The organism is Kineococcus sp. DHX-1, from assembly GCF_042473625.1.
GTDB lineage: Bacteria > Actinomycetota > Actinomycetes > Actinomycetales > Kineococcaceae > Kineococcus.
Genome location: NZ_CP170445.1, coordinates 3,469,059 through 3,481,941, shown reverse-complemented (window position 1 = coordinate 3,481,941; position 12,883 = coordinate 3,469,059). Strand labels below are relative to the sequence as shown.

The 12,883-nt window shown below is 74.4% G+C and carries 10 protein-coding genes; 2 read left to right on the top strand and 8 right to left on the bottom strand.

What is annotated here, in order from left to right; translation table 11 throughout:
- Positions 1-150: 150 nt before the first annotated feature.
- The 6 genes from ACFEMC_RS16660 to ACFEMC_RS16635 all read right to left on the bottom strand — a co-directional run bounded on the left by ACFEMC_RS16660 (position 151) and on the right by ACFEMC_RS16635 (position 8,276).
- Positions 151-1,734 (bottom strand): methyl-accepting chemotaxis protein, encoded by a 1,584-nt coding sequence (locus ACFEMC_RS16660; RefSeq protein WP_380170675.1) that lies wholly within the window; start codon positions 1,732-1,734, stop codon positions 151-153.
- A 55-nt stretch (positions 1,735-1,789) separates the two neighbouring features.
- Entirely contained in the window at positions 1,790-2,803 is a 1,014-nt protein-coding gene (locus tag ACFEMC_RS16655; protein ID WP_380170674.1) for an LGFP repeat-containing protein, read from the bottom strand.
- On the bottom strand, positions 2,803-4,416 hold the full coding sequence (locus tag ACFEMC_RS16650; protein WP_380170673.1) for an N-acetylmuramoyl-L-alanine amidase: 1,614 nt from the start codon (positions 4,414-4,416) through the stop codon (positions 2,803-2,805). The genes ACFEMC_RS16655 and ACFEMC_RS16650 overlap by 1 nt, the downstream gene beginning before the upstream one ends.
- 212 nt (positions 4,417-4,628) lie before the next feature.
- On the bottom strand, positions 4,629-5,813 hold the full coding sequence (locus ACFEMC_RS16645; RefSeq protein WP_380170672.1) for an ATP-binding protein: 1,185 nt from the start codon (positions 5,811-5,813) through the stop codon (positions 4,629-4,631).
- Between the two features lie 91 nt (positions 5,814-5,904).
- Complete coding sequence (locus ACFEMC_RS16640) at positions 5,905-7,392, bottom strand: hypothetical protein (RefSeq protein ID WP_380170671.1); 1,488 nt, start codon at positions 7,390-7,392, stop codon at positions 5,905-5,907.
- A 128-nt stretch (positions 7,393-7,520) separates the two neighbouring features.
- Positions 7,521-8,276, bottom strand: coding sequence for a decaprenylphospho-beta-D-erythro-pentofuranosid-2-ulose 2-reductase (locus ACFEMC_RS16635; protein ID WP_380170670.1), 756 nt, complete (start codon positions 8,274-8,276; stop codon positions 7,521-7,523).
- 169 nt (positions 8,277-8,445) lie between these two features.
- On the opposite strand from ACFEMC_RS16635, the gene ACFEMC_RS16630 reads away from it, so the two are divergent.
- Positions 8,446-9,363: an AEC family transporter gene (locus tag ACFEMC_RS16630; protein ID WP_380170669.1), complete on the top strand. Its 918-nt coding sequence runs from the start codon at positions 8,446-8,448 to the stop codon at positions 9,361-9,363.
- Positions 9,364-9,388: 25 nt separating this feature from the next.
- Here the strand turns inward: ACFEMC_RS16630 and galE are convergent, their stop codons facing one another.
- The gene (gene galE, locus ACFEMC_RS16625) at positions 9,389-10,351 is read right to left on the bottom strand and encodes a UDP-glucose 4-epimerase GalE (protein WP_380170668.1); all 963 of its coding nucleotides are present in this window, start codon (positions 10,349-10,351) and stop codon (positions 9,389-9,391) included.
- Between the two features lie 53 nt (positions 10,352-10,404).
- Here galE and manA point away from each other — a divergent pair, with 53 nt between their 5' ends.
- Positions 10,405-11,595: a mannose-6-phosphate isomerase, class I gene (gene manA, locus ACFEMC_RS16620; RefSeq protein ID WP_380170667.1), complete on the top strand. Its 1,191-nt coding sequence runs from the start codon at positions 10,405-10,407 to the stop codon at positions 11,593-11,595.
- Here the strand turns inward: manA and ACFEMC_RS16615 are convergent.
- Positions 11,507-12,880, bottom strand: a complete 1,374-nt coding sequence (locus tag ACFEMC_RS16615) for an APC family permease (RefSeq protein ID WP_380170666.1) — start codon at positions 12,878-12,880, stop codon at positions 11,507-11,509. The two genes, manA and ACFEMC_RS16615, sit on opposite strands and share 89 nt — an antisense overlap.
- Between the last annotated feature and the right edge of the window lie 3 nt (positions 12,881-12,883).

Below are 12,883 nucleotides of genomic sequence, written 5' to 3'. Positions count from 1 at the left end.
TTGAGCCGGACGGGTGACGCGCCCCGGTCCCGGTCCCCTGTCCCGCGTGGAAAACACTCCTTCCGCCCTCGGAACACGTGTTCGGAGGGCGGAAAGAGTGTTTTCCACGCGGGCCCGTGGCGACCTGTGACGGCCCGTGCCGGCGTGCCGTCAGAGGGTGAAGGCGCCCGCGAGCTGCTTGAGGCGGGCGGCGGCCTGGGAGACCTCGGCGGCCGTGGTGGCCGTCTGCTGCGCGCCGGCGGTCGTCTGGTCCGCCGCGGCGGCGACGCCGGAGACGTTCAGGGCGATCTCCTGGGAGCCGGTGGAGACCTCGCTGACGTTGCGCACCATCTCGCCCGTCGTCGCGGACTGCTCCTCGACGGCGGCGGCGATGGTGGCCTGCAGGGCGTCGATGCGCGTGATGACGTCGGTGATCTCGCCGATGGCGCCGGCAGCCTCGTCGACGTCGGCCTGCGTCGCGGCGACGCGTGCGGTGATCGACTCGGTGGCGCGCGCGGTCTGCTGCGCGAGCTCCTTGACCTCGCCCGCGACGACGGCGAAGCCCTTGCCCATCTCGCCGGCGCGGGCCGCCTCGATGGTCGCGTTGAGCGCGAGCAGGTTCGTCTGCTCCGCGATGGAGGTGATGAGCTTGACGACGTCGCCGATCTCGCGGCTCGAAGCCGACAGGCGTTGCAGGGTCTGGCCCGCGCCGTCGGCGGCGCTCACGGCGGAGGCCGCGGTCGCGGAGGCGTCGGCGGTGGAGGTGGCGATCTCGCCGATGGCGGCGGTCATCTGCTCGCCGGCGGCCGCGACGGTCCCGATGTTCGCGCTGATCTCCTCCGCCGCAGCGGACACCACCTGCGTCTGGGCAGCCGACTCCTCGGCGCCGGCGGACAGCTGGGTGGCGACGGCGGAGAGCTCCTCGCTGGAACCGGCGAGCACGTCGGCCGTGGCGGAGATCTGCGTCATCGTCGCGGACAGGGTGTCCAGGGTCTCGTCGACGGCCCGGGAGAGGTCGCCGATCTCGTCCCGGGCGCTGTACCGGACGCGCTGGTCCAGGCGCCCGTCGGCCATCCCGCGCACGACGGTCGCGGTGCGGGCCAACGGGTGCGTGATGGAACGGGCCACCAGCACGGCGACCGCGGTCGCGGCGACGAGGGCCACCGCGCCGAGGCCGATGAGCAGGGCCAGGGCCTCGCGGTAGCGGATGGCGCCCAGGTCGCCCGTGGCGGTCGCGTTGTCGACCTCGGCCTTCTGGATGCGGTCCAGCGTCGTGTTGATGCGCACGGCGACGGGCGTCGTCTTCGCGTCGCGGACGGTGGTGAACCCGGCGACGTCGTCCGCGGAGGCGAGGGTGACGAGTTCCTGGCGCGCGTTGCGGTAGGTCGCGAGGTCGGCGGCGAAGGAGTCGCGGTCGGCCTGGGTGGAGACGGGGAACGTGTCGAGGTAGACCGTCCACGCCGCGTCGAGGGCGCTGTCGTCGGCGCGCACCGCGTCCAGGGAGGCGTTCGTTGCCTGCGGACCGGACGCCAGGGCCGCGGACACGAGGTCGACGCGCGACTGGGCGAAGGCGTACTTCACCGCCCCGATGCTCTGCACCCCGGGCACGACGACGTCCGACATCGACGACACCGTGTCCTGTGCCGTGTGGAGCTGATTGATGCCCAGGCCCACGGCCGCGGCCAGCAGGAGGCACACCACGCCGAAACCGGCGGCGAGCTTGCGGGAGACGCGGAGGTCGCGCAGTCGGGTCATCACCCTCGTGCTGTCGACGTCAGCGGCCCCCGCCTTGAGGCGGACGGGTGACGGCTCAGCGGAGCCGGACCTGCGCTCCGCCCGCCGCCGTCCACGTGATGACGCCGCTCTGGAACTCCGCACGCCGGACGCCGTCGCGGGTGTGCTCGTCGCTCGTGGGGAACCCCAGCGCGGACGTTTCCCAGCCGAGACCGGCCCAGGCCGCGCGGATGGCCCCGTGCACCTCGTGCGCCCCGGTGGCCGGGCTCCAGTAGACCGAGCCGGCCTCGAAGTGGTTGGCGCGCCCGCCCCGCACGGCGAGCTCGTCGGTCACCGGCAGGCCGAGGACGTCGACGAGCCCGTCGCCGAAGTAGGCGGCTGCGATGGCGCCCGACACGCCCCGTGCCTGCGTGCGGTCCGACCACAGGATCGAGCCGTTCTCGTAGGAGCGGGCCCTGGCGCCGGCGTACCGGGAGGGGCCGCCGACGGGGTCGCCGAGCGAGGAGTCGCCGGCGCCGAGGGCCACCCAGTGGCCCTCCACGGGGTCCGTCCGCCCCGTCCACCAGGACGTCTCGCGCGCAGCACCGCGGTGGGACAGCGAGACGTGGACGTGGTCGGTGTGCGGGCTGGCTCCGGTGTACGGCTGCCAGCCCTGCGCCGCCCGGTAGGACTTCCAGACCTGTCCGTCCCAGATGACGTACATGACGCCGAGACGGCGGGCGTTGCGGGCGTCGTCGGCGAGCAGCCAGTCGAGGAACTCCCGGGCCGTGGCCGCGTCGGCCGGGTCCCGCGCGTCCAGCATCCAGTCCAGGGCCCGGCCGTCGTGGTGCTCGGAGTTCACGGCCGACCCCACGGGGCAGGCGCGGTGGGTCCCGATGGTCTGCGGTCCCCAGGCGGCCAGGACCAGGTCGCGCAGTGCGTTCGTCCCGGGCTGGACGTCCGCGCAGGACGTGGCGCCCTCGTAGCCGGCGAGGTCGTCGACGGCGGCGGGCAGGTGGGCCGGCGCTGGGGGAGGCGTGGCGGACGCGGGAAGAGCGGAGGCCACCGCGGCCACCCCCGCGAGGACGGCGGCAGGCACCGATCGGCGCATCACGCCTCCCGGACCCGGCCGGTGGCCGCGTCCCAGCGCAGCCCCCCGCCCTCGAAGTCCGAGGCCCGGCCCCCGGGGACGTCGTACTCGTCGGAGACGGGGAACCCGAACCGGGACCGTTCCCAGCCCTGCCCGGCCCACACCGCGCGCAGCGCGCCGAGGACGACGTGCGGCTCGGAACCGCTGCGGCGGTAGATGGACCCGTGCTCGAAGTGGGTGGAGCTGCCGACCGCGCCGGGCAGGTCCGTGGTGTCGGCCGTGGGGAACCCCAGCGCCGACCACTCCCACCCGAGCGCGGCGTACTTGGACCGGTGCGTCGCGCGCACGACGTGCGTCCCGGTGTCCGGGTGGTGGTAGATCGAGCCGCGTTCGTAGTGCCGGAACCGCCCGCCCCGCAACGCGTTCCCCTCCCCGCTCGTCGGTTCGCCGAGCAGGGCCGGTCCGTCGACCTCGGCGTAGCGCCGGGCGATGGCCGACCCCGCGCCCGAGCGGCGGGTCGTCCCCAGACGGGCGGCGACGCGGTCGCGCAGGTCGTCCATGCGCCCGTAGCCGACGTCGCCGGGGCAGGCGGTGTAGCCGAGGTCGCGGTGCGCGCTGATGGTGGCGACCTCGACGGTGCGGCCCGCCGCCCACCGGGACGTGCCGCCGCCGGACGAGGTCAGCGTCGTGCGGCCGCGCGCGTCGAGGCCGTGCAGGGAGAACTTCCAGGCGACGACGGCCGCGACGGCGGCCAGGCACTCCTCGGTCGGTGCGACCGCGGAGAAGTCGCCCATCATCGAGACCCCGAAGGTCCCGGTGTTGAACCCGCCGGCGTGCGCGCCGACGACCGGCCGGTCCACGCCGCCGGCGCGCCCCTCCCAGATCCCGCCGAAGCGGTCGACGACGACGTTGTAGCCCAGGTCGCTCCAGCCCAGCGTCTGCGTGTGGTACCGGTACATGCTCCGGATCACGGCGGGCACCTCGGCGCGGGAGTAGGCCCCGCCGTCGGCGGTGTGGTGGACGACCGCGGCCCGCAGCGTGTCGGCCACGTCCGGGTCGGCCCGGCGCAGCGATTCGTCCGCGCCCCACTCCGCGCGCGGGCGGACCACCGGAGCGTCACCGGCGGCGGTCTCGGCCTCACCGCTCAGCGTGCGCGCCGTGCGGGCCGGGTCCGGGCCCGGGTCGACGACCGCGAGCCGGGCCCCCGCCACGGCGTCGCGCGGCAGTCGGACGTCGACGACGGTGCCCACCGGCAGCGCGCCGGTCCAGACTGGGTCGGTCGTGCCGTCCTCGATGGACAGCGGCCTCCACGGGCCGGGGTCGGTGCCCGGGCGCGTCACGCGCAGCGCGACCGACGCCGGCGCGGGCCCGGCGAAGGTCACCCCGAGCATGCTCCCGCCGTCGACGGGCAGCGCCACGACCGTCAGGTCGGAGGACCCGGCGGAGGACAGGACCGAGCGGACCGGCGGCAGCGGGATCGCCCGCACCCCGCCCGGCAGCGCGCCGGGCAGTCGGCGCGCCTGGGCCGGGACGGCCGCGACCGCGGGGCCGGCGCCGAGCGTGGCCACCGCGGCCAGGGCTCCGCCGGCGCCCGTCAGGGCTGCACGGCGGGACAGCGCGAGGCGGGCAGGCACACGGGGGGTCGTGGGCGAGGGCATGGGGTGGTGCGCTCCGTCCGTCAGGGGATGTGACGGAACGTAGGTGATCTGTGTGTCTGTTGTAAATGGAGTGGTGGGTGGTGCGTGTGTGACATCTGTGTGACGCGGTGGGGTGCCGCGGGCGCCGAGACGCTGGGTGGCGGTCGCGCGGTGTCCAGCCTCCTGGGCAACAGCGGGACCGACCGTCGTCAGGATTCGTGCTGTCGGCGGATGTAGTCGTCCATGTGGGGCACGGTGAACTGGAGGAGGCCCCGGTCGGGGGCGTAGATGAGCCCCTTCTTGATGAGTCCGTCACGGCTCACGCTGAGGTCGCTGGGCTTCCTCTTGCCCAGTCGGGTGACGAGGTCCGCGATCTGGCTCCTGCCTGAGTCCTCGGCCATGGCTCGCATGAGCGTCTTCTGCGCCGGCGTCGCCCTGTTCCACCGCGAGTGGAAGAGGCTGTCGTCCAGGACCGACGTCGCCTCGGCGATGGCTACTGCCGCGTCACTGAGGACGATCTCGTCGGGACCAGGGGCGAGCCGCCATGCCTGGTCGCCGAAGACCTGGACGAAGTATGGATAGCCCCCGGAGGCCGCCACGAGCCGGTCGAGAGCCGCAGGCTCGTACGTGACGCCTTCCTCTGCCGCCGGATCGGCGAAGGCCGCCCGCGCGTCCGCTGCGGACAGGGCGCCGATCTGCACGAAGTGGAACCGCTCGGCGTAGGACCGGACGTCGGCCAGTCGAGCTGGCACGTTCGGGAGGCCGGCGCCGTAGAGGTGGAACGGCCAGCCGTTCTGCCCGGCTCGGTGCTGGACCGAGATCAGGGCGCTGAGAGTAGAGGGGTCGAGGTCTTGGATCTCGTCGACGAAGATGCCCAGCCCGGTCCGGCTCTCCTGCAAGGCCGGCACCATGTCGTGGACCAGCTCCTCCAGGTCCATCTCGGCATCGCCCGTGTCCCCCCGGCCGCGGCTGGGGTCCACGCCGAGGCTCACCTCGACTCCGGTCGCGCCGGCTGCGGCGGAGAAGGAGCTGATGGTTCCGAGCGCTCGACGCCACGTGTCGGTCAGCGCCGTCCTGCGCCCCACGGTCCTGCGTGCGGCAGAGACGAGGCCTCGCGCCAGGCGGCGGCGGGTGTGCTGCTGCTCGGACGCCTCCTGTTTGCCCTCGATCTCGACCGTCAGCCAGCCGGCGGCATCCGCCTGCGTGTGGAGGGCCTTGAGGAGGACGGTCTTGCCGACCCCGCGCAGGCCGTAGAAGATCGGCGCTGTCGCGGAACGACCCTGCGCCGTTCGGTCGACGACCGTACGGCCTGCGGCGAGCTCGGACTCGCGGCCGACCAGAGCAGGTGGGGGCTTGCCTGCTCCCGGGGTGTACGGGTTGCGGGTCTGGTCCACGCGCCCACCTTTCTCAGGTCGTATAACAGGAACTGTTATACAGGCTGAGACAGCTTGGCGTGCTCTGGTCGGCGCCGGACCGTCGCCGACCTCAGCGGACGGCGGCCTGCCCCTGGTCGAGGACGAACAGCTTGACGCTGAACGCGCGCTTCTCCTCGGTCGAGACGAGCTGGTAGTCCTGGTCGAGCAGGCGCTTGACCTCGCGGTCCTCGGGCGTCTTCGTCACGACGGGCCCGACGCCGCCGATGACCCAGATCCGCCCGACCCCGGCCACGTGCTTCCACAGCTGGGGGGTCTCGAGGGTCGTGCCGACCAGGGTCGAGGACTCCGTCGCCGTCTGCTCCAGCGCGATGTCGTCGAGCCCGGCGAAGGCCTCGGGGTACAGCTGCGTCAGGACGCGGTAGCGGTACTCGCCGTCGGGCAGGAAGAGCAGGCCGTCGCCGGGCCGGGCGTGGGCGGCGACGTAGGCGGCCGTGCCCCGCAGGTCCTCGGCGTGACCGATGGTGGGGGAGCGGAAGACGAACTGCATGTGCAGCCCGGTCACCGCCATCACCGCCACGAGCAGGCCCGCGACGCCCGCCACCAGCCGGCGACGCAGGCCCACGGTGACGACGGCCGCGAGCGCCAGGCACGTCCCGGGGGCGACGAAGACGAGGTAGCGGGTCGTCCAGAACGGCGAGACCTGCGAGATCGCCCACAGCAGCGGCCAGGGCAGGACGCCCCACAGCAGGCCGACGAGGACGAGCCGCCGTGCCCGGCCGCGCCACACGGCGGCGAGGACGGCGACCGCCGCGACGGCCACGGCGATCCAGGAGGAGCCGAGCGCGAACCAGACGTGGCCACCGAGCTCGGCGACCGTCGGGCGCTGCAGGAAGGCGACCTGCCCGCTCTGGGCGTCCTGCGCCAGCAGCAGCGGGACCGAGACCAGCAGTCCCGTGACGGCCGCGGCGGCCCCGCGCACGAACGTGCGGCGGCCGGCGGCGAGCGCCCAGCCCGCCTGGGCGACGAGGACCAGCGCGGCGACGGTGTTCAGCGCGATGAGCACCGGCACGGACGCGGCGTAGGCGATCCACCAGCCCCGGCCGGCCCGCGCGGTGCCGGCCCGCACCAGCAGGTACGTCCCGAGCGTCGCGACGAGCGTGGCCATCGCGTAGGGGCGCGCTTCCTGGGCGTACCGGCTGACGAACGGCATCGAGACGAAGAGCGCGGCCGCCGTCGCCCCGGTGAGCCGAGAGGTCACCGGACCGACGGCCGCCTCGGACAGCCGGCGGCCGAGGCCGTACAGCAGCGGTGCCGTCAGCGCGGCCGCCACCACGGAGATCCAGCGGGCCTGCACGATGTCGACGCCGGGACCGAAGAGGGCGTGGGCCAGGAAGTAGAACGGGGCGTGGACCAGGTCCACCTCCTGCACGAGCGCCCAGATCTGCTCCGTCGTCCGCGAGGCGACGGCGATGGTGACCGCCTCGTCGCGCCAGGGGCTCGGCGTGCCGATCCGCCACGAGAACACGACCCCCGCCACGACCGTCGCCACCAGGCCGGCGACGAGGTCGGTCCGCCGTCGGTCACCGCGCCGGACCACGGGGGCTGACCCCGGGTCCTGGCCCGGGCGGCGCCGGGCGGCCGGGATGTCGGCCGGAGCGTCGGGGCGGGCGTGCGTGCTCGACAGGGTGACCTCTCAGGTGCGGGGGTGTGCGGGTCGGGCGGGGCTCAGATCGGCAGCTTGCGGAACACGGGAGCGGGCACGTGCCGCAGCGCCGACATCACCCAGCGCATCGGCTCGGGGGCCCAGACGGTCTCCTTCCCGGAACGCACGGCGTCGACCGCGACCTCCGCGACCTGTTCGGCGGAGACGGACAGGGGCGCCTTGTCCAGCCCTCGGGTCATCTTGGTGGTGACGAAGCCGGGCCGCACCACGACGACCCGCACCCCGCTCGGCCGCAGCGCCTCGCGCAGCCCGGTGAAGAAGGCGTCGAAACCGGCCTTGGAGGAGCCGTAGACGAAGTTGGAGCGGCGTGCCCGCTCGCCGGCGACGCTCGACAGCGCGACGAGGACGCCGTGGCCCTGGGCCCGCAGCCGGGTGGCGAGGTGGACGCCGAGGTTGACGGGCGCGGTGTAGTTGACGGTCGCGACGTCGACCGCGGCGCGGGCGTCCTGCCAGGACACCTCGTTGTCGCCCAGGACGCCGAAGGCGAGGACCGTGACGTCGACGTCACCGGCGGAGAAGGCCTCCTCGAGCACGCCCTCGTGGGCGGCGAGGTCGGTCGCCTCGAAGTCGACGGTGCGGACCTGGTGACCGCGGCGGTGCAGCCGCGCGACGGCCTCCTCGCGGCGCGCACCGGGCCGGGCGGCGAGGGTCACCTGCAGCGGACGCTCCGGGCTGAGTCGCTCCACGATGGCCAGGCCGATGTCGGACGTGCCCCCGAGGAGGAGGACGGAGGAGGGGTTCCCGAGGGCGTCGATCACGGGGCTCGACCCTAGCAACGCGGTCTGGGGGTCCCCTGCGAACAGGCCCCCGGCGGCGCCGATCGTGAGCCGACCGTGACCCGGCCTCTCGCCCGGTCCGTCCCGGGACCCGGTCCCGGTAGCCTCCTGCGGTGCTCCGAACCCCCTGTCCGCGGTCCCCGGGCAGGCCGTGAGCGGCGTCCTCACCGGCTTCGCCGTCGTCGCCACGCTCGTCGCCGTCGGGTACGTCCTGGGCCGCACCGGGGCCCTCGGGCCCTCCGGGCAGGTCGTCGTCTCCCGGCTCGTCTTCTTCGTCGGCACCCCCGCCCTGCTCGTGCAGACGCTCGCGGGCGCCGACGTCCACGTCCTGCTGTCCGCGCAGTTGGCCGTCACGGCGGCCGGCGTCGCCGTCGTGCTCGGCCTGTGGCTGCTGCTGGCCCGGTGGCGGCTGCACCTGGGCCGCGACGAGCTCGTCGTCGGCGGGCTGGCCAGCTCCTTCGTCAACGCGGCCAACATCGGTCTGCCGGTCGCGGCGTACGTCCTGCGGGACCTGACCGCCGTGCTCCCGGCCATGCTGCTGCAGATGGCGGTGCTCACCCCGATCGCCCTCGGCGTCCTGGACGTCGGCCGGCACGCGGGGGCCCCCAGCGTCCGGCGCCTCCTCGCGCCGCTGGCCAACCCCGTCCTGCTCGCCAGCGCCGTCGGCATCGCGCTGTCGGTGACGGGGTGGCGGCTGCCGACGGCACTGTCCCAGCCCCTGGGGTTGCTGGCGGGGCTCGCGGTACCCGGGGCGCTGCTGGCGTTCGGGATCTCCCTGCACGGACGCGACGCGCACGGCTGGCGCGCCCCGGAGGTGCTGCTCGCCAGCGCGTTGAAGGCGGTCGTGCAGCCCGCCGTGACGTACGTGGTGGCGCGGTTCGTGCTCCGGCTGGACGACCAGGCCGTCTTCGCCGCGACCGTCGTGGCGTCGCTGCCGACGGCGCAGAACGTCCTGACCTACGCCGTCCGCTACGACGTCGGGCGCGACCTGGCCCGCGACACCGTGCTGGTGACGACGGTCCTGGTCGCGCCCGTGCTGCTGCTCGTCAGCGTGCTGCTGCCGCACTGACCCCGCGGCGCGGGGACTGGAGGGCTCAGCGGCGCCACGCCTCCCAGGCGCTCGTCACGATGTCGTGCAGGCTCTTCGTCGCGCTCCAGCCGAGCGTGCCGGTGATGCGGCTGACGTCGGCGACGAGCTGCGGCGGGTCGCCCGCGCGGCGCGCGTTGACGACGGGCTGGACGTCCACCCCGGTGACGGCGCGGACCTCGGCCAGCACCTCGAGCACCGAGGCGCCCGTGCCGGTGCCGACGTTGAAGGTGTCGTACGGCCGGTCGTCGGTGGCGAGGTGGTCCAGGGCCGCGAGGTGCGCCTGCGCGAGGTCCAGGACGTGGACGTAGTCGCGGATGCAGGTGCCGTCGGGCGTGGGGTAGTCGTCGCCGAAGACGGCGGGCGCCTGCCCGGCGTCGAGGGCGGAGAAGACGATGGGGATGAGGTTCATGACGGCCGAGTCGCCCAGGTCGTCCCAGCCGGCGCCGGCGACGTTGAAGTAGCGCAGGTTCGCCGCGCGCAGGCCCCAGGCCACGCCGGCGGCCCTGGTCATCCACTCGCCGACGAGCTTGGTCTGGCCGTAGGGGTTGATGGGCTCGGCGGGGCCGTCCTCGCGCACGACGGGCGTGGAGGGGGCGCCGTAGGTGGCGGCGGAGGAGGAGAAGACGAGCTTGCCGACGCCCGCGGTCTCCATGGCCTGCAGCAGGTTCGCCATCCCGCCGACGTTCTGGGACCAGTACCGCGCCGGCTGGGCGACGGACTCGCCGACCTGCTTGCGCGCGGCGAAGTGGATGACCGCGTCGACGTCGTGCTCGGCGAAGGCACGCGCCAGGGCGGGGGCCGCGGCGTCGGTGCCGAGGTCGACCTCGACGACCGGGGCGTCGCCGACGCGCTCGGTGCGGCCGTTGGACAGGTCGTCGACCACGACGACGTCGGTGCCGCGCTGCTGCAGCAGCCGCACCACGTGGGACCCGATGTAGCCGGCACCGCCCGTGACGAGAACGCTCATGCCAGCGACCGTACTGGACCCCGCGCCGCCGCCCGTGTGGCAGCCTGCCCGGTGTGCTGAGACTGACCAACACCGTCCAGCCCTACGCCTGGGGCTCCACGACGGCCATCCCGCGGCTGCTGGGCCGCGAGCCCGACGGCCGCCCGCAGGCCGAGATGTGGATCGGCGCCCACCCGGGGGCGCCATCGCTGGCCGACGGTGAGCGGCTCGACGAGCGCATCGCGCAGGCTCCCGAGGAGTTCCTCGGCGCGGGCGGCGGGGACCGCCTCGGGTTCCTGCTGAAGGTCCTCGCCGCGGGCGCCCCGCTCTCGCTGCAGGCGCACCCCGACAGCGCGACGGCGGCCCGCCGCTACGCGCAGGAGGAGGCGGCCGGCGTCCCGGCCGACGCCCCGCACCGCCTCTACAAGGACACCTCGCACAAGCCCGAGCTGCTCTACGCCCTCGAACCCTTCGCCGCGATGGCCGGGTTCCGCTCGCCGGCCGACGCGCACGCGCTGCTGGCCGGGCTCGAGCTGCCCGCCCTGCCGCCGGACGCGCGGGAGGTGTTCGACGGGCTCCTCGACGTCCTCGCCGGACCGGACGCCTCGGCCGCGCTCAAGGAGGCGACGCGGCTGCTGCTGACGGCGCCCGCCGAGGCCGTCGCCCCGCTCGTCGAGGCCGTCGCGGGTGCGTGCGCCGGGCTCGACGACCCCTCCGCCGAGTGCGTCGTCGAGCTCGCCGGCCACTACCCGGGGGACGCCGGGGTGCTGGTCTCGGTGCTGCTGAACCAGGTGCGGCTGGCGGCGGGGGAGGTGCTGTACCTGCCCGCGGGCAACGTGCACGCCTACCTGTCCGGCACGGGCGTGGAGCTCATGGCCAGCTCCGACAACGTCCTGCGCGGGGGGCTGACGCCCAAGCACGTCGACGTCCCCGAACTGCTGGACGTGCTGGACTTCCGCGAGCTGCCGCCGCCGCTGCTGCCGCCCCTGCCCTCCTCGGACCCCGACGAGCGGGTCTTCTCGCCCCTGCCGGACTTCGCCCTGACCGTCGCCGCCCTCGGCCCCGAGCGCCGGTGGGAGCGCGCGGTGCCACGGGCCGTGCTCGTGCTGGAGGGGACCGTCACGCTGTCCTCGTCCGCGGGGACGCTCGAGCTGGGTCAGGGCGAGTCGGCGTTCGTCACGGCCGCTGAGCACCCTCTGACGCTGAGCGGGTCAGGTCGACTGGCCGCTGCGTCCCCCGGGGACCCCGCGACGCCCGCCGGGTGAGCGCGTAGAGCACGACCCCGACCGCGAGCAGGACGGCCGCGCGCAACCACACGCCGGCCTCCTGCTGGGTCAGCAGCGCCACGGAGGCGATCACACCGAGCACGGGCAGGACCGTCGGGGCCCGGAAGTGCCGGTGCTCGACGCGGTCCTTGCGCAGCACCAGCACCGCGACGTTGGTGCTGATGAAGACGACGAGCAGCAGCAGCACGACGGTGGCGGCGAGGGTGGCGAGGTCGCCGCTGAGCACGAGCGCCATCGAGACGAGCGTCGTGACGACGATCGCGACCCACGGCGTGCGGCGGCCGGGCAGCACGTGGGCCAGGACCGGCGGCAGCAGTCCCTCCGTCGCCATGCCGTAGGTGAGGCGGCTGCACATGATCGCCGTCAGCAGCGCGCCGTTGGCCACCGCGATGAGGGCGACGAGGGAGTACAGCCAGCTGGGCAGCCCGACGTCGGCGACGCGGACGACCTCCAGCAGCGGCCCGTCGGAGCCGGCGATCTGCGCCGGGGCCACGGCCGTGGAGACGGCGAGCCCGACGAGGACGTAGACGACGCCGGCGACGGCGAGTCCGCCGAACAAGGCCCGCGGGTAGGTGCGGCTCGGCTCCACGGCCTCCTCGGCGACGTTGGCCGACGTCTCGAACCCGACGAAGGAGTAGAAGGCCAGGACGGCCGCGGCGAGGATCCCCGCGACGGGTGAGTGGTCGGGGGAGAACTCGAGCACGCGGCCGGGGGAGCCGTCCCCGCGGCCGAGGACGACGGCGGCGAGGGCGACGACGAGCAGCAGCCCGCCGACCTCGACGACGGTCATGACGACGTTGGCCCGCAGGGAGTCCTTGATGCCCCGGGCGTTGAGCAGGGCGACGAGGACGAGGAACACCAGCGCGGCGGGCAGGGCCGGCACGTCGAGCAGGGCGCCGAGGTAGTCGCCGGAGAACGCCAGCGCCAGGCCCGCGACGCTCGTCACACCGGCGGCCAGCATGGAGAACCCGACGAGGAACGACACGAGCGGGCGGCGGAACGCACGCTGGGCGAACACGGCGGCGCCGCCCGCCTTCGGGTACTTCGTGACGAGTTCGGCGTACGAGGACGCCGTCAGCATCGCCATGACGAGGGCGACGGCCAGCGGCACCCAGATCGCCCCGCCCACCTCCCCGGCGAGTTCCCCGACGAGGGCGTAGATGCCCGCGCCGAGGACGTCGCCGAGGATGAACAGGAACAGCAGCTTGCCGGTGATCGCCCGCTTCAGGGGCGTGTCGGCCGGCGCCGACGTCGCAGTGCTCACCCA

What these genes read in the sequence shown, in the direction of transcription:
- ACFEMC_RS16655 (WP_380170674.1), bottom strand. Translation starts at nt 2,803, where the DNA reads ATGCGCCGATCGGTGCCTGCCGCCGTCCTCGCGGGGGTGGCCGCGGTG.
- galE (WP_380170668.1), bottom strand. Translation starts at nt 10,351, where the DNA reads ATGAGCGTTCTCGTCACGGGCGGTGCCGGCTACATCGGGTCCCACGTG.
- ACFEMC_RS16660 (WP_380170675.1), bottom strand. Translation starts at nt 1,734, where the DNA reads ATGACCCGACTGCGCGACCTCCGCGTCTCCCGCAAGCTCGCCGCCGGT.